This window comes from Lysinibacillus sp. FSL H8-0500 (assembly GCF_038051955.1).
Lineage (GTDB): Bacteria > Bacillota > Bacilli > Bacillales_A > Planococcaceae > Lysinibacillus > Lysinibacillus macroides.
Window position 1 is genome coordinate 1,689,780 of the sequence record NZ_CP150292.1, and the last position, 18,671, is coordinate 1,708,450.

At 34.8% G+C, this 18,671-nt stretch carries 20 protein-coding genes; 17 read left to right on the forward strand and 3 right to left on the reverse strand.

Annotation, left to right across the window (positions count from 1 at the left end):
• The first annotated feature begins 13 nt into the window (after positions 1 to 13).
• The 12 genes from MHB44_RS07940 (at position 14) to MHB44_RS07995 (ending at position 9,914) form a co-directional block, all read left to right on the forward strand.
• On the forward strand, positions 14 to 1,030 hold the full coding sequence (locus MHB44_RS07940; RefSeq protein ID WP_341302281.1) for an NAD(P)H-dependent glycerol-3-phosphate dehydrogenase: 1,017 nt from the start codon (positions 14 to 16) through the stop codon (positions 1,028 to 1,030).
• Between the two features lie 215 nt (positions 1,031 to 1,245).
• Positions 1,246 to 1,458 carry a DUF2768 domain-containing protein gene (locus MHB44_RS07945; RefSeq protein WP_341302282.1) on the forward strand — a complete coding sequence of 71 codons (213 nt, stop codon included), beginning with the start codon at positions 1,246 to 1,248 and terminating at the stop codon, positions 1,456 to 1,458.
• A 23-nt stretch (positions 1,459 to 1,481) separates the two neighbouring features.
• Positions 1,482 to 2,267, forward strand: coding sequence for a hypothetical protein (locus MHB44_RS07950; RefSeq protein WP_341302283.1), 786 nt, complete (start codon positions 1,482 to 1,484; stop codon positions 2,265 to 2,267).
• A 92-nt stretch (positions 2,268 to 2,359) separates the two neighbouring features.
• A complete protein-coding gene (spoIVA, locus tag MHB44_RS07955) occupies positions 2,360 to 3,838 on the forward strand; it encodes a stage IV sporulation protein A (RefSeq protein WP_341302284.1) in 1,479 nt (492 codons plus the stop codon).
• Between the two features lie 187 nt (positions 3,839 to 4,025).
• Positions 4,026 to 4,298, forward strand: a complete 273-nt coding sequence (locus MHB44_RS07960; RefSeq protein WP_053994313.1) for an HU family DNA-binding protein — start codon at positions 4,026 to 4,028, stop codon at positions 4,296 to 4,298.
• Between the two features lie 369 nt (positions 4,299 to 4,667).
• On the forward strand, positions 4,668 to 5,237 hold the full coding sequence (folE, locus tag MHB44_RS07965; protein WP_341302285.1) for a GTP cyclohydrolase I FolE: 570 nt from the start codon (positions 4,668 to 4,670) through the stop codon (positions 5,235 to 5,237).
• 62 nt (positions 5,238 to 5,299) lie between these two features.
• The gene (gene mtrB, locus MHB44_RS07970) at positions 5,300 to 5,518 is read left to right on the forward strand and encodes a trp RNA-binding attenuation protein MtrB (protein ID WP_053994315.1); all 219 of its coding nucleotides are present in this window, start codon (positions 5,300 to 5,302) and stop codon (positions 5,516 to 5,518) included.
• A gap of 257 nt (positions 5,519 to 5,775) precedes the next feature.
• Positions 5,776 to 6,543 (forward strand): heptaprenyl diphosphate synthase component 1, encoded by a 768-nt coding sequence (locus MHB44_RS07975; RefSeq protein ID WP_053994316.1) that lies wholly within the window; start codon positions 5,776 to 5,778, stop codon positions 6,541 to 6,543.
• 15 nt (positions 6,544 to 6,558) lie between these two features.
• The gene (locus MHB44_RS07980) at positions 6,559 to 7,263 is read left to right on the forward strand and encodes a demethylmenaquinone methyltransferase (RefSeq protein WP_341302286.1); all 705 of its coding nucleotides are present in this window, start codon (positions 6,559 to 6,561) and stop codon (positions 7,261 to 7,263) included.
• A gap of 19 nt (positions 7,264 to 7,282) precedes the next feature.
• Positions 7,283 to 8,257 (forward strand): heptaprenyl diphosphate synthase component II, encoded by a 975-nt coding sequence (gene hepT, locus MHB44_RS07985; RefSeq protein WP_053994318.1) that lies wholly within the window; start codon positions 7,283 to 7,285, stop codon positions 8,255 to 8,257.
• An 86-nt stretch (positions 8,258 to 8,343) separates the two neighbouring features.
• Complete coding sequence (gene ndk / locus MHB44_RS07990; protein ID WP_053994319.1) at positions 8,344 to 8,760, forward strand: nucleoside-diphosphate kinase; 417 nt, start codon at positions 8,344 to 8,346, stop codon at positions 8,758 to 8,760.
• 116 nt (positions 8,761 to 8,876) lie between these two features.
• Positions 8,877 to 9,914, forward strand: coding sequence for a site-specific integrase (locus MHB44_RS07995; protein ID WP_341302287.1), 1,038 nt, complete (start codon positions 8,877 to 8,879; stop codon positions 9,912 to 9,914).
• A gap of 120 nt (positions 9,915 to 10,034) precedes the next feature.
• Here the strand turns inward: MHB44_RS07995 and MHB44_RS08000 are convergent, their stop codons facing one another.
• Entirely contained in the window at positions 10,035 to 10,391 is a 357-nt protein-coding gene (locus MHB44_RS08000; RefSeq protein WP_341302288.1) for a helix-turn-helix transcriptional regulator, read from the reverse strand.
• A 134-nt stretch (positions 10,392 to 10,525) separates the two neighbouring features.
• Between MHB44_RS08000 and MHB44_RS08005 the strand changes: the two genes are divergently transcribed.
• From MHB44_RS08005 to MHB44_RS08020, 4 genes are all read left to right on the forward strand, one after another.
• A complete protein-coding gene (locus MHB44_RS08005; protein ID WP_161804059.1) occupies positions 10,526 to 10,693 on the forward strand; it encodes a hypothetical protein in 168 nt (55 codons plus the stop codon).
• Positions 10,694 to 10,778: 85 nt separating this feature from the next.
• Positions 10,779 to 11,492, forward strand: coding sequence for a hypothetical protein (locus MHB44_RS08010; protein WP_341302289.1), 714 nt, complete (start codon positions 10,779 to 10,781; stop codon positions 11,490 to 11,492).
• Between the two features lie 25 nt (positions 11,493 to 11,517).
• Positions 11,518 to 11,979 (forward strand): hypothetical protein, encoded by a 462-nt coding sequence (locus MHB44_RS08015; RefSeq protein ID WP_341302290.1) that lies wholly within the window; start codon positions 11,518 to 11,520, stop codon positions 11,977 to 11,979.
• An 878-nt stretch (positions 11,980 to 12,857) separates the two neighbouring features.
• Positions 12,858 to 14,114, forward strand: a complete 1,257-nt coding sequence (locus MHB44_RS08020; RefSeq protein WP_341302291.1) for a hypothetical protein — start codon at positions 12,858 to 12,860, stop codon at positions 14,112 to 14,114.
• Positions 14,115 to 14,397: 283 nt separating this feature from the next.
• Here the strand turns inward: MHB44_RS08020 and MHB44_RS08025 are convergent, their stop codons facing one another.
• Both MHB44_RS08025 and MHB44_RS08030 read right to left on the reverse strand, forming a co-directional pair.
• Positions 14,398 to 15,897, reverse strand: a complete 1,500-nt coding sequence (locus tag MHB44_RS08025) for a reverse transcriptase domain-containing protein (RefSeq protein WP_341302292.1) — start codon at positions 15,895 to 15,897, stop codon at positions 14,398 to 14,400.
• 522 nt (positions 15,898 to 16,419) lie between these two features.
• Positions 16,420 to 17,418, reverse strand: coding sequence for a DarT ssDNA thymidine ADP-ribosyltransferase family protein (locus tag MHB44_RS08030; RefSeq protein ID WP_341302293.1), 999 nt, complete (start codon positions 17,416 to 17,418; stop codon positions 16,420 to 16,422).
• Positions 17,419 to 17,486: 68 nt separating this feature from the next.
• Between MHB44_RS08030 and MHB44_RS08035 the strand changes: the two genes are divergently transcribed.
• On the forward strand, positions 17,487 to 18,542 hold the full coding sequence (locus MHB44_RS08035; RefSeq protein WP_341302294.1) for a macro domain-containing protein: 1,056 nt from the start codon (positions 17,487 to 17,489) through the stop codon (positions 18,540 to 18,542).
• Positions 18,543 to 18,671: the final 129 nt, after the last annotated feature.

Here is an 18,671-nt window from a genome sequence, read left to right on the forward strand (position 1 = left end):
GGAGGATTTTTGGATGGAAAAAGTTTGTGTGCTAGGGGCAGGCTCATGGGGAACTGCTCTTGCGATGGTATTAGCAGAAAATGGTCATGATACGCTTGTATGGACACATCGAGCTGAGCAGGCAGAGGAAATAAATAGCCTGCATACAAATAAAAAATATTTGCCAGATACGGTATTGCCAACAAATTTACATGCAACAAGCGATATAGCAAAGGCAGCTACACATGCCGAAACGATTGTTGTCGCTGTCCCAACAAAAGCTATACGAGAAGTTTGTGAGAAATTGACAGCTGAATTAACTCGAAAAATGTTGTTTGTTCATGTTTCTAAAGGAATTGAGCCTGATTCTTTAAAGCGAATATCTGAAATTTTAGCAGAGAGCTTACCCACTGAGTATGTGGAAGAAATTGTCGTGCTTTCGGGGCCAAGTCATGCAGAGGAAGTTGTGTTACATCATCCTACAACCGTTACAGCAGCCTGTGCCAATATAGATGCTGCTGAAAAGGTACAGGATTTATTTATGAATCAATTTTTCCGTGTTTACACAAATGAAGATGTGATTGGCGTAGAAATAGGAGGCGCATTGAAAAATGTCATTGCTTTAGCCGCAGGGATTACAGATGGCTTGAACTATGGCGATAATGCGAAAGCAGCACTGATTACGCGAGGTCTTGCAGAGATTTCTCGTTTAGGTGTAAAAATGGGTGGCAATCCATTTACCTTCTCAGGGCTTACGGGCATGGGGGATTTAATTGTAACATGTACAAGTGTTCACTCTCGAAACTGGCGCGCAGGTCATATGCTTGGGCAAGGCATGAAGCTACAGGAAGTTCTTGAGCAAATGGGCATGGTCGTGGAAGGTGTTCGTACAACAAAGGCAGCCTATCAATTAGCACAAAAGTACAATGTGGCGATGCCTATCTCCACAGAGCTTTATAGTGTACTTTTTAATGATGTAGAACCGAAAGTGGCTGTTGATGCATTAATGATGCGTATGAAAAAACGAGAAATAGATGATATGAAGCATTGATCGTAAATTTTTGATTAAGCTTGTCATAAAACGGACATAAATAGGGTGTCTCAGGGAATGTACTGAGACGCCTTATTATGTGTTATTAGCTGATGCACCTTAAAAGGTTGTCCATTTCTTGATAGTTAGGGGACAGCTATTTCTTTTTCACAAAGGCACATAGTATAATATACTTTGATTGTGTCTGGACATTGAAGGAAAGGTGGTTATCTGAAATGGGGCCGTTAGCGCATATGCCTGCACTAGATATCATGTGGGTATCATTCTATTGCATTGGCTTTATGATTATATCAGTCGGCTTGATTTATTTAGGTCGACATAAGATTTCAAATGTAGTTTTACGAACAATTGTCAATTTATGTGCATACATACTGTTTGGTCTTGGCACATTTTTAATGGTACTAGTAGTTGCCACGTGGCCAGCATAAAAAATAATGAGGTGTCAGTTAACATGAAAAAACTTAGGGCTTTCCTGTTGGTATGTGCAACCGCCATCCTGTTAGTAGGATGTGCATACCCAGAAGATGAAAAACGAGCAAAGGTAACGCCTGATGTTGACCAACTTGCAGCCGTTCAGCGTGCCGTTGATGAATACCGTGAAGCAACTGGCGGGCTTGTGCCAATTAAAAATAGTGAGGTAGATACAGATATCTATATTAAATATTTAATTGATTTTGAGAAACTTATGCCGAAGTATTTGACAACGATTCCTGGAAATGCCTATGAAAAAGGTGGAATTTATCAATATATTATTTGGGACCCTGAAAACGAGGCAACGGTTAAATTAGTAGACTTAAATGCAGCAGAGCGTATGCGTGAAATAGGTATTCGTAAGCTCTCTACGAAATATTTGCCTATAAAGGGTGCAGCAGCAGACAATGTTTATCAAATTAATTATCAAGACTTAGGGTATAAAACAGATGTTACGGTGAAAAGCCCCTATTCTGGGGTCGAATTACCGATCTTTATGACAGGTGACGGTGAACTACACGTAGATTATGCTGTAGATTTAGGACAGCTCTTAAAAGAAGATAAGCCAGAAGTAAAGCCTGGTGATGATATTCGTCAGCTACTTGTCGATAAATATCCTGTCGTGCCTGCCTATTCTGTACCCTATACGGTTGATGATAATGGGGAACCGATATATGATATGGATACTTATAATGCAGATGTCCAAAAGGTCAAAGAACGTCAGCAACAACAGGCCGAAGCAGAGGCAGAAACAAAGAAAGAATAGCAGAGAAGCTCCTTACATTTGTGAGGGGCTTTTTCATATTTGTCTACAGGCTCGCATATAGTGAAAAAGCGTAGATAAAGGAGGCAGAAACCTTGAGTGAAGCAGTATTTAGAGAAATTGCAGAGCGCACAAATGGCGATGTTTATATTGGTGTTGTCGGTCCAGTACGTGTAGGTAAATCAACATTTGTAAAAAAGGTAATGGAAGCGGTTGTGTTACCAAATATTGTGGATGAAACGGAAAGAATGCGAGCACAAGATGAGCTGCCACAAAGTTCACCAGGGCCAGTGATTATGACTGCTGAGCCGAAGTTTGTGCCTGCCCAAGCAACTCGTATTGTGGTTGGAGAAGATGAAATGCCATTCCAAATTCGTTTAGCAGATTGTGTTGGTTATATTATTGATGGGACAAAGGGCTATGAGGATGAAAATGGGCCAAAATATGTTCATACACCTTGGCATACAGAGCCCATTCCTTTCCAGGAAGCCGCTAAAATTGGCACAGATAAAGTAATTCGTGACCATGCCAATATAGGTATTGTTGTGACAACGGACGGTACTGTAAACGGCATAAGTCGCCGAGCCGCAGAGAAGGCAGAAGAAGAAATTGTGGCACAGCTAAAGGACATTGGTAAACCATTTGTCATATTGCTGAATTGCCAAATGCCAGCAAGAGAAGAAACAGTTCAGCTTCGCAATGAATTATTTGAACGTTATAATGTGCCTGTTATTGCCATTTCTATCGATCAAATGAGAGCCACTGATATTCAATATATTTTGCAAGAGGCATTATTTGAATTTCCGATTCGTACAATCGAGGTGGAGAAACCGGATTGGCTAGATGTATTAGATGCTACACATCCATTGAATGTGGCATTGATTGATTCGATGGAAGAAGTGTTGTCTTCTGTGATGAAAATTCGAGATGTTCAACAAGCTTCAGATGCCTTTAAAGCCATTGATTTTATCGATCAAAGTGAAGTTGTGGATGTGGATGCTGGGGTGGGTACAGCTGTAATTCGGGTATCCTTACAGGGGGAATTATACAAATCGGTTTGCAATGAATGGCTGGAGGAGCCGATTGAAACGAAAAAAGATTGGCTGCTCTTTATCAAAGAGGCGGCAGAGGCAAAGGAGGCACAAAAACGCTTTAAAAATGCGATTCATGATGCCGATACAACAGGCTATGGTGTAACATTACCAATGATGCAGGAGTTTGAGCCAACTGCGCCAGAGCTGATTAAGCAAAATAATTTCTTTGGTGTACGCATGAAGGCAAAAGCACCCTCTTATCATATTATTCGCGTTGATATGGAGTCAGAATTTGCACCATTAATTGGTTCTGAATTCCATAGTCAGCAGCTGCTCAAGGACTTGAATCATGCGTATTTACATGATCGTGATGCATTATGGAATACACAGCTTTTTGGTACGCCATTACATGAGGTGTTAAAAGAGGGCATTCGTTATAAAATGGATGCAGTTCCACCTACTGCGAAAAAACGTATGCGTCAAACCATTGAACGTATGGTCAATGAAGGAGATCGTGGTCTAGTGACATTTATTTTATAGGGCTATCAGTCAAAAAAAGGGTACAGGACTTTTCGTTTTTATGCGAAAAGTCCTGTTATTTTTGTTTTTGGGGTGAAAAACTGGTTTTTTGGTTATAATCAGGTATGAATACAGTTGCGTAGCGGTTTTCTATGTGTTACTCTTTTTACAGAATTGGTTCATGACCCTTTGAGAGGAGGTGAATGGTGTGAATAAAACAGAATTAGTAAACTCTGTTGCTGAAGCTGCAGGTCTTTCTAAAAAAGACGCTTCTAAAGCAGTTGAAGCTGTATTTGATACAATTCAAGATGCTCTTGCAAAGGGTGACAAAGTACAATTAATCGGTTTTGGTAATTTTGAGGTACGTGAGCGTGCGGCTCGTAAAGGACGTAACCCTCAGTCTGGCGAAGAAATCGAAATCGCTGCTAGCAAGGTGCCTGCTTTCAAACCAGGTAAAGCACTTAAAGACGCGGTAAAATAATACACGTCTAGTAGTTACATAGAGCAGTCTTCATGTAAACGAACATGGGGGCTGCTCTTTTTAACGTAATAGTGGATTTTACATAGAAAATAAGGATTGTCACTAAGATATGTATTTGCAATGGAGGCAACTGTCTATGGAGAGGAGCAACCTCCACAGGAAAATAAGCCGTTTTTTGCATGAAGTCGAAGCTATGTTCTGCAAAAAGTGCGACTACATTTCGGTGAAGTACTAACAATAAACATAAAATTTGCTGATTCAAATATGAATTTCTATGGAAATAGGTAAGTCATTTTGCGCTTGCCTTTTGGATATGCTACGATGCATAAGGAAATGTGTAATGTTTTGATACGCAGGAGGGTTTTACAGATGTCAAATATTGATTTATTGAAAATAGAAGAAGCAGTAAAAATGATTTTAGAAGCGGTTGGTGAGGATATAAATCGTGAAGGGTTATTGGATACACCAAAACGTGTAGCAAAAATGTATGCAGAAATGTTTAGTGGACTGCATGAGGATGCTAAAGATTATTTTAAAATGGTATTCCATGAGGATCATGAAGAATTAGTGCTTGTCAAAGATATTCCTTTTTATTCGATGTGTGAGCATCATCTAGTACCTTTCTATGGCAAAGCACATGTTGCATACATACCAAATGACGGCGTTGTTGCTGGGCTCAGTAAATTAGGTCGTGCTGTTGAAACGATTGCCCGCAGACCACAGCTACAAGAGCGTATTACCTCTTCAGTAGCGGAAACAATTATGGAGATGCTTGCGCCAAAAGGTGTTTATGTTGTGATCGAGGCTGAGCATATGTGTATGACGATGCGTGGATTAAAAAAACCTGGTTCAAAGACGGTGACATCTGTTGCACGTGGTATTTATGAGGAAGATGAAGTGAAACGTAGAGAAGTGCTGTCATTTATTCAAATGTCTTAAATTGTATGTCTAATTATGTTATGATGAAGTAAGAATTTGTCGGATTTAAGGAGTGTACAAGGATGTCACAAGATTATATTGTTATTCAAGCAGAAGAAGATGGTGTACATGTTATTGGTTTAACGCGTGGAACTGATACAAAGTTCCATCATTCAGAAAAACTAGATACCGGCGAAGTTATGATAGCTCAATTTACTGAACATACATCTGCGATGAAAATTCGTGGGAAAGCACAAATTCACACAGCGCATGGTTTGATTCATAGTGAAGCAAAAAAATAATGACGATAGTTTATGCAACGGAGCTGGTTCCTTGTATGGACGTATATATAGATTAGATGTGCAAAACTGAGGTTATAGTTTTAAGGGCAGTTGGCATTCCTGCATCCAGTTATGGGGAAAGCCGTACTGCCTATCCTATTGTGAAGAAAGCAAAAATTTTTTATGTCGAATCGTTGCGTATGCTATAATGACTCAGTAAGCAAACGTTAAGCCTTTGCTAGGGGAAACGTATTTGAAAGTGAAATGGAGTAAGGTCTATGAATGCAACATACATTCAAAATTCAATTACACAGTTAAAAACAGAGATTTTCATGGATGTTCGTCATAGAACTTTGCAAAAATATACAGGCGTGCCTGTGCTAGATGAAAATCAATTGTTTTATTTGTTAATCCCATTTTTGAACGGTGAAGAGTGGCAACAAGAGCAACAAGAGGCGGCCGTTACGGTTGGTATTGTGTATGCAGCATTAACAGCACACGATCATATCAAAGAATTAGATGCTACATCGAAAGAACAGCAGCTAACTGTTTTAGCTGGAGATTTTTATAGTGGTCGTTACTATGAGATATTAGCAATGTCTGGCAATGTTGCATTAATTCGTAACTTATCGCAAGGAATTGCCGCACGCTGTGAACATCAAATTAGAGTATACGAAGCAAGCCAACGAACAGTCGAGCAATGGTACACTTCGATGAGCAATATTGAATCGGGATTAATTGCTCAATTTTTCGATTTATATGCTTTTCATAACTATATACCGCTTATCGAAAAGAGCTTATTAATTTTGCGTTTGGAAAGAGAATGGATAGCCTATCAACAGGGGCAAATGTCCTTGATGGGCAAGGCACTTGAAGCAAGCGTTCAACGAATTGGTGCAACCTTTACAAGCGTCATTCAGGAGAAAATTATACAGTTAAAAACAGAGCTATCACAGATGATTGGTAGTGCATCATTTTTACAAAGTGATATGAAACAGGCTTTACGTGCACATGTAGAGGCATCCATTGCGTCTACTAATGGATAAGAGGGGTTTTTCAAAATGGCTAAAACAAAAGAAGAACATGTTCACGAAGTATTTGAAAGTATTTCGGATAACTACGATAAAATGAATGGTGTTATTAGCTTCCAGATGCATGTTGGCTGGCGCAACGATACGATGAAGCGCATGGCTGTAAAACCTGGAACAAAGGCACTTGATGTATGCTGTGGAACAGCAGATTGGACGATCACATTGGCGGAAGCAGTTGGTGAAAATGGAGAGGTCAAGGGGCTGGATTTTAGTCAAAATATGTTAAAGGTTGGCGCACAAAAAGTAGAGCCATATCCACAAATTGAACTGATCCATGGCAATGCAATGGAATTACCTTTTCCAGACGATACATTTGATTATGTAACGATTGGTTTTGGCCTTCGTAATGTACCAGATTATTTACAAGTCTTAAAGGAGATGCAACGAGTGGTAAAGCCAGGTGGTATGGTTGTTTGCTTGGAAACATCCCAATCAGAAATTCCTGGTTACCGTCAACTGTTCCGTTTTTATTTTAAATATATAATGCCGATATTTGGTAAACTATTTGCAAAAAGTTATAAGGAGTATTCTTGGCTGCAAGAATCTGCAAATGATTTCCCAGGTATGAAAAAGTTAGCAGCATTGTTTGAGCAGGCAGGATTAGAAAAAGTAACGTACAAACCATACAGTGGCGGGGCTGCGGCAATGCATATGGGCTTTAAAAAGGTACGTTAATGGGGGAAGGTTTTCACACGTGGAAAAGATGAAGTTAAAACTACTCTATTCCGATTTGAAATCAGATATCGATATCATTGAACAAGAGTTAGAACAAGCGGTGGACTCATCTTCATATTTGATCAACGATGCTTCCCTTCATTTATTACAAGCTGGTGGCAAACGGATACGGCCAATTTTTGTATTGCTAGGTGCGAAATTTGGCAACTATGATATTGAAAAGATGAAGGATGTCGCAGTGCCTTTAGAGCTCATTCATATGGCATCTCTTGTGCATGATGATGTGATTGATGATTCCAATATGCGACGGGGACGCCCAACGGTCAAATCACAGTGGAATAACAGAGTAGCTATGTACACGGGCGATTTTATTTTTGCACGTGCTCTGGAATATATTACAAAGTTAGAGGACCCACTTGTACATCAAATTTTAGCGCGTACGATGGTAGAGATTTGTAACGGTGAAGTCATTCAAATTGAGGATAAATTTAGATTAGATCAAGGTCTAAAAGATTATTTTAGAAGAATCAAACGCAAAACAGCATTACTTATTTCCTCAAGCTGTGAGCTAGGGGCTGTAGCAGCAGGCGTAGATGCGAAAACAGTGCGACATTTAAAACGCTTTGGCTATTTTGTAGGCATGAGCTTTCAAATTATCGATGATGTTTTAGATATTATGGCAACTGATAAGGAGCTAGGGAAACCAGCAGGTAGTGATTTATTGCAGGGCAATATTACCCTACCGATTTTATTGTTAAAAGATGATCCAGAACTACAACCATACTTAGTAAAGGTATTTGCAGGGACATTAACAGAATTGGAACGTCAAAATATGTTGCAATATGTGCGTAAATCTCATGCAATTGAGCAAGCTAATCGTATGAGTGATAAATATTTGAAAAAAGCCTTACAGGAAATTGATGCTTTACCAAAACATCCCGTTAAGAAAAAACTACGTGATGTTGCATTGTTTATGGGGAAGCGCAAATTCTAGCTTTTTGTTGTACAAAGGCTCATTTTTTGTTAATATTTATCGGTAGGTGAAAAACCTGTTAGACGAATTTAAGGAGTGTTTTAAACATGGCAATTGAAAAAACTTTTTTAATGGTTAAGCCAGATGGCGTGGAACGTCAAGTAGTAGGAGACATCGTTGACCGTTTCGAACGTCGCGGTTTTATCATGAAAGGTGCTAAATTAATGGTAATTCCTAAAGAATTAGCAGAAAAGCACTATGCTGAGCATGCGGAGCGTCCATTCTTCGGTGAATTAGTTGATTTCATCACTTCTGGTCCTGTATTCGCTATGGTATGGGAAGGCGAGAACGTAATCAAGCTTGCTCGTACGATGATGGGTGCAACGAAACCTGAAGAATCTAACCCAGGTACAATCCGTGGTGACTATGCAACAACTGTTTCTCACAACATCATCCACGGTTCTGACTCTCTTGCTTCTGCAGAGCGCGAAATCGGCTTATTCTTTGGTGAAGATTTAGTTTAATTCGTGAATACAAGAAGCGTAGCGAAAATAACTACGAATAGAACTCAATAAAAAAATCATCTATTTTTCCGATGGAACTTTTACCTTCTAACAAAAAATGTTAGGGGGTTTTTTATTTGTCAAAATCATTCAATAAAGTTAACACAAACATTGATTTAAGCTTATTGACTATCAAAACTGAAAAAGAACCAAAGAAAGAAATGGTGACAAAAATCAATAACTCAATAGTTAAAATGGATACTTATGATGAATTGGACAACAGAAATATTGCCATTAAACACGCCATACAAATTTTAAATCAACAATGGCGACTAAACGGATTAAGACCAAGGACAATTGATAGTTACAACTATAATTTTAAGCGATTTGTTGAAGTTACTAAAGTTGAATATCTCCACGAAATCAACAATGAAAAAATTTATCAATATTTATCAAGTTTCAAAAATGCAAAGGACACATCTCTACATGGTCGTTTAAAGCAAATTAAAGCCGTTTTAAGCAAGTGTCACGATAATGGTTGGTATAACTCAAAGTTTTGGACAAACATCAAAATAAAAGTAAATACAAGCGTTAAGGAAGCTACTACGGAAAGAGAACTGGCACTTTTGTTATCACTTTTGGATAAATCAACGTATTCGGGATTACGTGATAGTATAGGAATTTTACTTTTATACAAAACAGGTATTCGAATTAAAACATTGGGAGCGTTGAGAGAACAGAATATTGATTTTGAAAATATGCTTTTGAAGTTACAAGGAGAGATAATGAAATCGCATAGACCATTGATTCTCCCTTTAGATGATGAAATGTGTACTTTATTAAGAGAGTTAATTTCAATAAATGATGATATTAGGAAAGAACATAGAGAAAAGAATGATTATATTTTTCTTTCAAACATAGGCGTACCAATTTCAAATACAGTTTCACCGTCCAATTTAATTGCGAAAAATTTATGGGTATACAGTAAAAAGTGGAATTTAAAGAACGTTAATCCTCACTCTATTAGAAGATTGTATGCCCAGAATTTGGTGAAACGTGGAGCAGATATAAACTTAGTATCTCATGCTTTAGCACATTCTGACTTATCAACAACTACGAGATATTTGGGGTTAGATGTTGATACAGTAGCAAAGAATTTACGTGATTTTTTATAACATATACTTCTTCTCAGAGTTAGTTTAAAGCGATAGCGAAAAGCTTATATTTGCCCCGCTTTTAGAACTACTTGTATATGTGTCTAAACGAGATGAAAAATAGGGCTACTATTGATAGCCCTATTTCTTAGTTTGTTTATTTTTCCAATTATTTTGGATTTGCAATAGCTCGTTAATTTGTTTTAACACAAACTCTTGATAATCAGGATTTAACTCTTTGAAAATTGTCATAGCCATTTCAAATTTAGTATCAGCAGGGCTTTTAAACATCTCACCTTCACCAGTATTTAGCCAATTTTCATTCACATTGAAAGTGATACAAATCAATCTGATGATGCGGTCATTTACCTTTCGATGCTCTAATTCAATGCCTGCTATATGACTATTGGATATTGAAATAGCTTTAGCAAATTTGGCTTGCGATAAATTCAGTTCAGTTCGTACTTGTTTAACACGTTGATTGATAGTAGTAGACAATAGATATCACCTCGTTAGTATTCAAAATATCATATATCCACTCACATTGAAAGTAAATATAAATAAAATGCAGTTGAATTACTCTCTATGTAATTATATAATACTCTCATAAGGTGTGAATAAGGAGGGGTTTCATGGAAAACGAAGACCAATACAAGCAACTAGAGTCCAGCTTTAAAAGGTTAGATGAAGAAGGAAAGCGTTATATACTTGGTATTTTACAGGCACTAGAGTTTGCCCAATCGAATCAAGTTGTGGGTGTAACCAAGCCTAAGAAAAAAGATGGCGAGAAAGAAGATTGATGGTACATATACAGCTATATGAGTGTTTATCTTAATTGAAGCGGGTCATAGGGTTTTCAATAATGCAAATTATAGGAGGGGAATAATGTTAAAAAAAGTAGGAGTTCTATTATTACTAGGTGCGACATTAACAGGGTGTTCTGATAAATTGGATGAAACCACAGAAGAAGTAAATAAAAAAGATGAAGTTGCGTTATCTACAACCAAGATGATTGCGGAAAGCGATAGTACAGCTAATATTGAGGAATATCTCAGCGATATGCAAAGATTTAAAGAAAACATATATATAGAATTAAAAGCTATGGAAGCGTTGAGTCAGAAAATGGCTGATAATCCTCTAATAATAGAAGATAAAGAATTTGTATCGAGGATAACTGGTGTTGCTAAAGAAGTTAGAGATAATTACAAATATATTAAAGAGATGGGTGTACCCAATGAATTATTAAACTATCATTCACGAATGATAGAGGTATTTAAGGAGTTAGAATTAGGTGCAAATTTATATGAAAAAGGTTCATTAGAAAAAAATGTTGAAACGGTACTTGAATCATCAAGGCATTTTGTAGTGGCTGTGAATTTACTTGATTCAGCTACAACAGAATTGAACACAATTTATAAAGCTAGTGATGATGAGATTTATGAATTTATGGTGCAGTCATACAGTGCATTAACTAATAATGGGGAAAATTATAATCCTGAAATACATGATGTACAGGTATCTAAATTAGCAAGTGAGAAATATGGTATAAGTGAAGAAGAGGCAGACCGAATATATATTCAGAAAGAAATGTCACGTTAAAACATTTGTCAAAGGATGAAGTAGAGTGAACAAATTAATCTTAGTAATAATGTCGCTGATTTTTATTCTTAGTGCTTGTAGTGGTAGAGATTTATCCAATGTAAAAACATCTCTTTATGGTCATTGGATAGATGAAGAATCTGCAACAGAGTACTATATTAGTGAAGACAGCATTATACAAGTTAATGAAGAGAGTCAAAAAGATAAAACCTATAAAGTATTAGATTATGATGAAGTAATGAACATGATAAAAATACGAGAAAAAGACGAAGAAGGTAATAGCTTTGTTACGGAAATTGTATTCGATGATGATAAAAGAGAATCAGCACAGATATTACTAGATTTGTCTACACTAGAATTTGCTAACGAGGATATTGACTCCGACATGTTGGACACAGTTGAGATGTTGCAACAAAAAATCATTCAAGCTAATGCAAAGTCATTTGAATATCAGTGGGAGTATGTTGATGATAAACAAGAACCATAAAGATGAAGAGAGCAGGGAGAGAAATCCCTGTTTTTTATTTGTTTTATTATCATGAACAGTGAAAAAGAGTCTATCAGCCACGCAAATGTATGGAAAATACGTCACGTGCAATTTGGAATAAAATAATGATAATAGAGATGATTTCTACGTGTGAGTAGCACGGGGGTATTAAAGACCAAATAGGTTGATGTTTATAGTCATAGACATGGTAGCACATCCGCTCCTACACGTAGTTAGCAATTTAAAAGCGTCAAAATACAATTTCGTGTATTTGACGCTTCTTTTAGTTTATAAGCTGTGTGCTAGCTGTCTATCTAATGGATAAAATTGAGTTTTTATCAACTACCAATATTTTTTTACTACAAATTATTCTGAATTTAGCGGTTTTTGATAAACTGATATTTAGTGAGAGATTAGAACGTAGCATGGTGAAGTGGAGAAAAAATAGAAAAAATGGTATACTTAAGTTATAAATAGTTGACTGTTTTTAAGTTTTAGTGTATTGGTCAACCGAGTATGAAGGGGATGATGAATCGAAATAATGCTATTTGTTGCATAATTCCATAAAGTAAAAGTAAATCAACTCATTACGTTATTCGCTGTGCTCATAACTTCATGAGATTGATTTTGAAAAGCAAGCTTGACAGCTCGCTTTTCGACTTAATCGTAATAGGAATAAAGTATATTTCCACATACACAACGTTAGTTGTGTATGTGAAGGCGGTAAATCGGAACGATAGTGGAGATTTACCGACTAGGGTTTTAGTAAAGAAAGAAAAAGATACAATATCGACCTATAATAATATAATCTATTATTATAAGGCAATTATGTATCTTTTTGTATTTTATGATATGGAAAGAAAAGGAGGTTGTTTTAAGTGGTTAAGAAAGAATATTCACAAAAAGAGATTATAGAAATTGAAGGTGACGACATTATAAAAGAGCATATGGCTAAATATAATAAGTTGATGACAAATATGTTTAATCGCTTTGTAAGGGATTTAGAACAAAGATATGAAACCGTAGAAACGATTGGCAAAGGTGGCATGAAGACCAGATACATATTAGGTGCTGTACGTGATGTTGAAGCAGGCCGTAAAGACAAACGAGTAGATAACGGAAAAGGACAAGTCCCTTTAAAGTACGAACAGGGTTTTCCCATTATGATGTTACAGTATTTACATATGAATAGAAGCGAAAAACCACAGACCATTAATAAATGGTTGTTGGATATGAGTATTATTACAAATGAAATGTTTGAAGCGAGCAAGCTGAGATATGATTCAAGGGTACTAGAAAATCAGATGAGTAAATTAGAAAAGAAAAATGTAATTAAAAGTGGTAATAGTTGCATGGTTACGGATTATGTTGAAAGAGAAATTCAAAGATTGAATAAATATTTTATGCAGGTGGTAGACAAATTAGAAGAAGCGAAAATTATAAAACATGTACCATATTTAATGGGGAAATGTAAAATACCACATACATATGAATTTATTAATAATGACAAACAAGAACTGGACAACGAAATTGCTTATACATATGAATACTTAGAGTTATCTCCTCATGTTGCATGTAAAATAGCTTACATGGAATCAAGCTTACAAAATGAAGATAGATTTAAACATCTAACACTAAAAGAAATTCATGGTCTAAAAGGTATGAAGCTTGTACAGGAGTATTGGAAGGAATATAAATTGCGCTTAAATCAAATTACAGATGAAAGTGGAGAACGATTGTTTCTTGTATTAGTTTATACGGCACATGCACTATTTGTTGGGGCAGGGAAAAACCCAATCATAAAATGGCTAGAGAAAAATAATCGTGGAGCGATTGAATTATACAATGGTGATAGCATGAAATATTTTTTGGAAAATGCGAAGGATTTTCACGAAACCAGAAATGATTATATTGTTAGTTTAGCGGAGAACAGACAAAAGAAATTTAATACTCCTTCTGAAAAAGTTATAGGAGCAAATGAGGAATTGGGGATTGAAGGAAGAATTGTAAAGGTTAAAAACGACCCTTACGATGATAAAAACATTTGGGACAAAACAAAAGAAATGATGTATTTAGAATTGTATGTGCAAGCATATAGGAAGTTGCAAGAATACTATGGGCATACTTTTAAATAAAATGATTTATTTTGAATAGAAACAAAAATATGAGGTATTGGAATTTTTGATTAACCTTATATAACACAAAAACATATAATGTAAATCAAGTATTTCAAACACAAAGTATAGAAGAGGCTGGGACATAACTAACTGGGAACTTCATAAAGCAGAATAATCTCTATATTAGCAAAACACGATAACTAGGAAAAACGAACTATTCAGAAACACTTCGTGAGCGTTTCAGTGGATAGTTCGGAATTTTTGTTGGCTGAAACACTTTTGTCCCAGCCTCGTTCTAATTTTAGTAACTATATACATTTGATTTTGGATGCATTGTTCTTTCGATGCCTTTAATTAAAACTTCTTCTTTAATTGCTCGATATATTCTTGTAAAACTAGGTATTTCAATCAGTCCTTTCTTCCCGTTTATTCTTCTACGCATACACTCTTCAATTAAGTTGTTTTTATTTAAATTAAATGGAAATTGATTATAACGATTAAAGCCGTTTTTTAAGAGTAGTTTAGCCCTTTTGTTTATTGCATTAAGAATAGTGGATAGTAACCAACTATCTAGCTGTTTCATTTGTTCCTCATCATCAATTAAGGGGTAGAAGCTCATAACGCCTTTAAAATTTAACCGTTTATAAGCCCCGTTTAAATAATTTTTAAGCATATATTCCCCTAAATTTCCGTATAGATATCTTCTTATTTGCATGATCGCTGTAACAAAGTCACCATCATTGTCATTACTAGGAATTGTTACAGATTGTAAAGGGGTTTTATTTAACGGTTGTATTAGATTTTTGTATAGTACATAACTAATATGTTGTTTAATTTTATTTACCGAGTTTGGTTTAATACTAACGTTATCTCCAGAGAGTTCATAACCTAGAAATTCTATGGAGTTTTTATCTGCGTCAAATTCAGAAGGCATCCCTTTTTTTGATAATAGGCTTATACCATGAGATTTATCAAAATTTATTTCAACGCTTGTCTCCCTTGAGAAATCCTGCATAATATCGAATGATTTGCAAATTTTAGGATAACTTTCTGACCATATAACAGTATCGTCGGCATACCTTGCAAATCTAAGTCCTTCTAATTCTAATTTTTTATCTAATCGCCAACAAGCAAGGTTTGCTAAGAATAGAGAAATGGAAGTACCCTGTGGAATACCTTGTTTAAAATGATTAAGAAATGCTTTAATCACGTTTTCTTCAAACTCACTTACTAAAAAGCCATTTTGATGAAGTTGCTCTATTAAATATACATGGTTAATTGAGCCAAAAAAGTCCCTAAAATCAAACTCAGCAACAAACATTCTTGGATTAGCCTTTATATCTAAAGCAATATCTTGAATAGCGTAATGAACATTTCTATCATTTCTATAAGCATAAGAAAAGGAACTAAATCTATGTTTATTTTTACTGAGAAGCCTACTATAAAAATAATTGGAAACGGCTTCATCAGGGATTTGGAAAATATGTACAGGTCTAGTTTTTGTGCTATTCTTCTTAGGTATTTCTTTTAAATATGGTTTAAATGGTTTATAAGTATCATTTATTAACTTATTGAATATCGATTTTGCAATTTGCTTTTGATGTTTTAACACGTAGAAGGGGTTATATTTTTTATCAATTAGCCATTCCTCAGGAATTTTAATATCTTTTTTCTGGGGATTTTTAATCCTTCTTTTTTCCCTCCTGTAGATTAACTCTAAATTATTATGATATTCTTGAAACTCTTGTGCCTTGCGCACCGCTATTTGGTTAATATGAAATTCTATGTCTTCAAGAAGCATGTTTTCATTCCTCCTAAACAAAAAGCCTTACCTTAAAAGGTAAGGCTTTCCACGAAAGCTATAATTAAAAGTAAGTTCTCACTTAGAACTCAGCATGAAGTAGCTTTGTTCTCCATCTTCGAATAAGAAATTCGAACTATATAGCTTCCGTTCGTCACCTAATGACATAATCATACTTTACCATAAATTTGTATATTATGTAAATAGGAATTTTTAGTATTATGAAGCTTTAGCAATCGGCTTGATTGAAAATTCACCTAAACGTAAATTCTTATTACAAATTATTGCTAAAAAGGAACGCATATGAATTATTGAATGGAAAGGAGAAGGGAATGGGATAGCTAAGTGGAATTATATTAATAACAAAAATATACTATGGTACAACTAGAACATGCTCTAAGCATGTTGGGTAGTTATTCTTTTGCCTACTATTACATTAATCAAAAAAGAAAGCTATGAATGAACCTAAGTGTATTAAACCTAAAAAAGAGGCACTAGATTAGTGCTTCTTTTTCTGGTATATTATATCAATTTAAAGACGCTAGAGAAAACAAAATTATCGTCAATAAATATTTCTACTTTAACAATTTGCCTATTATCTAATAAACCATTTACATTGGCAGTAAAGTCAAGTTTAAATCCAAAAACATAGTGTTTGTCAGAGAAACTACAAATAAAATTATCTTCAGTATCAGATATTTGGATATATAAATTTCTTTTATAATGACATGGCTGACTTAAATACACTTTAAGAAATTCTTTTGTTAGTTCTACTTGTGTAATTTGTAAGTATTTATTAAGAAAAATAGTTTCACTATTTATTGACATTTCTTCAGGGACACAAATCATATCTGCATAATTCAAAGTAGCTTGCGACTTGAGTAAATTTTTGAGTGTTTCAGCCTCAGCTTTAGTTCTACAAACAATTTTTTTTAGGTAAGTTAAATCAAATTCATCTTTAACGATTACTTCGGCATGGCGTCTTTTAACAATCATATTACTTATTGTACTATCAAAAGGTCCAACGTGGTATATTTCGTTAAAAGGGGCTTTATCTAAATTATGTGAACCTTGGAAAATATTGTGAGATTGATAATGTGAAGCTAAACTTTCTTCACTAAACCAGACTCTCGAATCATTTAGCATATTTGAATCAAATAATAAGAAAATGGGTACAGGGCAATGAGCATTATATTTACTAAATTCATTTTTAGCTCTGATTCCTTCGTTATTGAATTGTGTAGGTGTTAAAGGTCTAAAGTAAAAACGAACACAGTCTAGAACTGGTCTAGACGTTCCGTTTCGCACTTCAGCACTAGCATTGTCATTTAAAGTAGTCGAATTTAAACTGTTGACTTTATTTACCGACAGGAGCTTTCCAAGATTAAGAATGGAAGCTATATTAGTTACATGACTGAAATGGAAGATGTAATCTGCCCACCAACGGTAATTTGATGGTAGGTAATTTTGAGCATGATTATTAAGTATCTGTTTGGGATTTTTGTTATTAGTCTTATTCATAGAACTACACCTTTCTGACTTTGTTTATAGAAAATAATAACATATAATGAATTTAAAGGAGTGTTATTGTGATAAATTTTAAAAAAGGGAATATTTTTAGTGAATTAGAAAATGTTGATTCTATTGTTAATACGATTAATTGTGTTGGAGCAATGGGAAAGGGTGTAGCAAAAGAATTTGCTAAAAGATATCCAATACTTTTAAATGAGTATAAAGAAAAATGTAAAAGAAAAGAAATAATTATTGGAAAAAATTACATTTATGAAATTCCTCAAGCCAAAAGGACTAAGTTCATTATAAATTTCCCTACAAAAAATCATTGGCGGTTCGATTCTAAGATAGAGTATATTGATAAAGGATTAAATGATTTAGTAGAAGTGATAGAAAAATATAAATTAAAATCAATTGCAATGCCTGCTTTGGGTTGTGGTAATGGTGGTTTAGATTGGGAAGTGGTAAAGCCTTTAATTGTTAATAAACTTTCTAACCTAATTGATGTAGAAATAATCATTTATGAACCTGCACTAAAGGAAAGACAAGAAAAAGAACCAAAGATATCAAAATCAAAGATATCAAAACCAAGATTAACAAAGGATAGAAAAATACTTTTACTTTTGATGGATATTTATAATGAGACAAAAGGCAATTCGAAAATAACCTATAAAGAAATCAATGCACTAAGCTATATAATGCACCATGATAATTCGAAAATAGAATTTGACTTGAAATCATATGGCCCTTATAGCCCTAGTATTAATCCTATTATTACAAATTTAGCTAAGTATTATATAAAACCTTTAGTAAAACAAAATGAGTCAGATGCTACTCCTATTGAGATAGTAACGTTAGATTTCCCTCAAAAATCCGCACTACTAAAAGATAAAGATTTCATCCAAACTAAAGATTTTCTTAATGGTTTCGAATTGAAAGAGGGTTTGCTAATACTGACCATTGGCTTATGGATGCATAAAAAGTATAAGGTTTTTGGTGAAGAATTATATACTCTGATATCAGATTGGTTAAAGAATAATAAATTTAATTATGACGATAGCGTAGTTAGAAAAGCTGTTTCAAGAATAGAAAAAACTTTTAGGATTGTCGATATTTTGACATTTGATTTATAAATATTAAATAATTAAATTCTTATTTATAGATTTATTAGAATATAAGTAACTAAGAAGTGGGATAAACTCTACGTTTATCTCGTTTTTTATTTTATCAAGGTAGTTAAATGAAAAGGTATAATATGTTTA

Bases quoted from the DNA above. Each gene is read 5' to 3' on its own strand.
- MHB44_RS07940 (WP_341302281.1), top strand. From the start codon at position 14: ATGGAAAAAGTTTGTGTGCTAGGGGCAGGCTCATGGGGAACTGCTCTT.
- MHB44_RS07945 (WP_341302282.1), top strand. From the start codon at position 1,246: ATGGGGCCGTTAGCGCATATGCCTGCACTAGATATCATGTGGGTATCA.
- MHB44_RS07950 (WP_341302283.1), top strand. From the start codon at position 1,482: ATGAAAAAACTTAGGGCTTTCCTGTTGGTATGTGCAACCGCCATCCTG.
- folE (WP_341302285.1), top strand. From the start codon at position 4,668: ATGTCAAATATTGATTTATTGAAAATAGAAGAAGCAGTAAAAATGATT.
- mtrB (WP_053994315.1), top strand. From the start codon at position 5,300: ATGTCACAAGATTATATTGTTATTCAAGCAGAAGAAGATGGTGTACAT.
- MHB44_RS07975 (WP_053994316.1), top strand. From the start codon at position 5,776: ATGAATGCAACATACATTCAAAATTCAATTACACAGTTAAAAACAGAG.
- MHB44_RS07980 (WP_341302286.1), top strand. From the start codon at position 6,559: ATGGCTAAAACAAAAGAAGAACATGTTCACGAAGTATTTGAAAGTATT.
- ndk (WP_053994319.1), top strand. From the start codon at position 8,344: ATGGCAATTGAAAAAACTTTTTTAATGGTTAAGCCAGATGGCGTGGAA.
- MHB44_RS08005 (WP_161804059.1), top strand. From the start codon at position 10,526: ATGGAAAACGAAGACCAATACAAGCAACTAGAGTCCAGCTTTAAAAGG.
- MHB44_RS08010 (WP_341302289.1), top strand. From the start codon at position 10,779: ATGTTAAAAAAAGTAGGAGTTCTATTATTACTAGGTGCGACATTAACA.
- MHB44_RS08025 (WP_341302292.1), bottom strand. From the start codon at position 15,897: ATGCTTCTTGAAGACATAGAATTTCATATTAACCAAATAGCGGTGCGC.
- MHB44_RS08030 (WP_341302293.1), bottom strand. From the start codon at position 17,418: ATGAATAAGACTAATAACAAAAATCCCAAACAGATACTTAATAATCAT.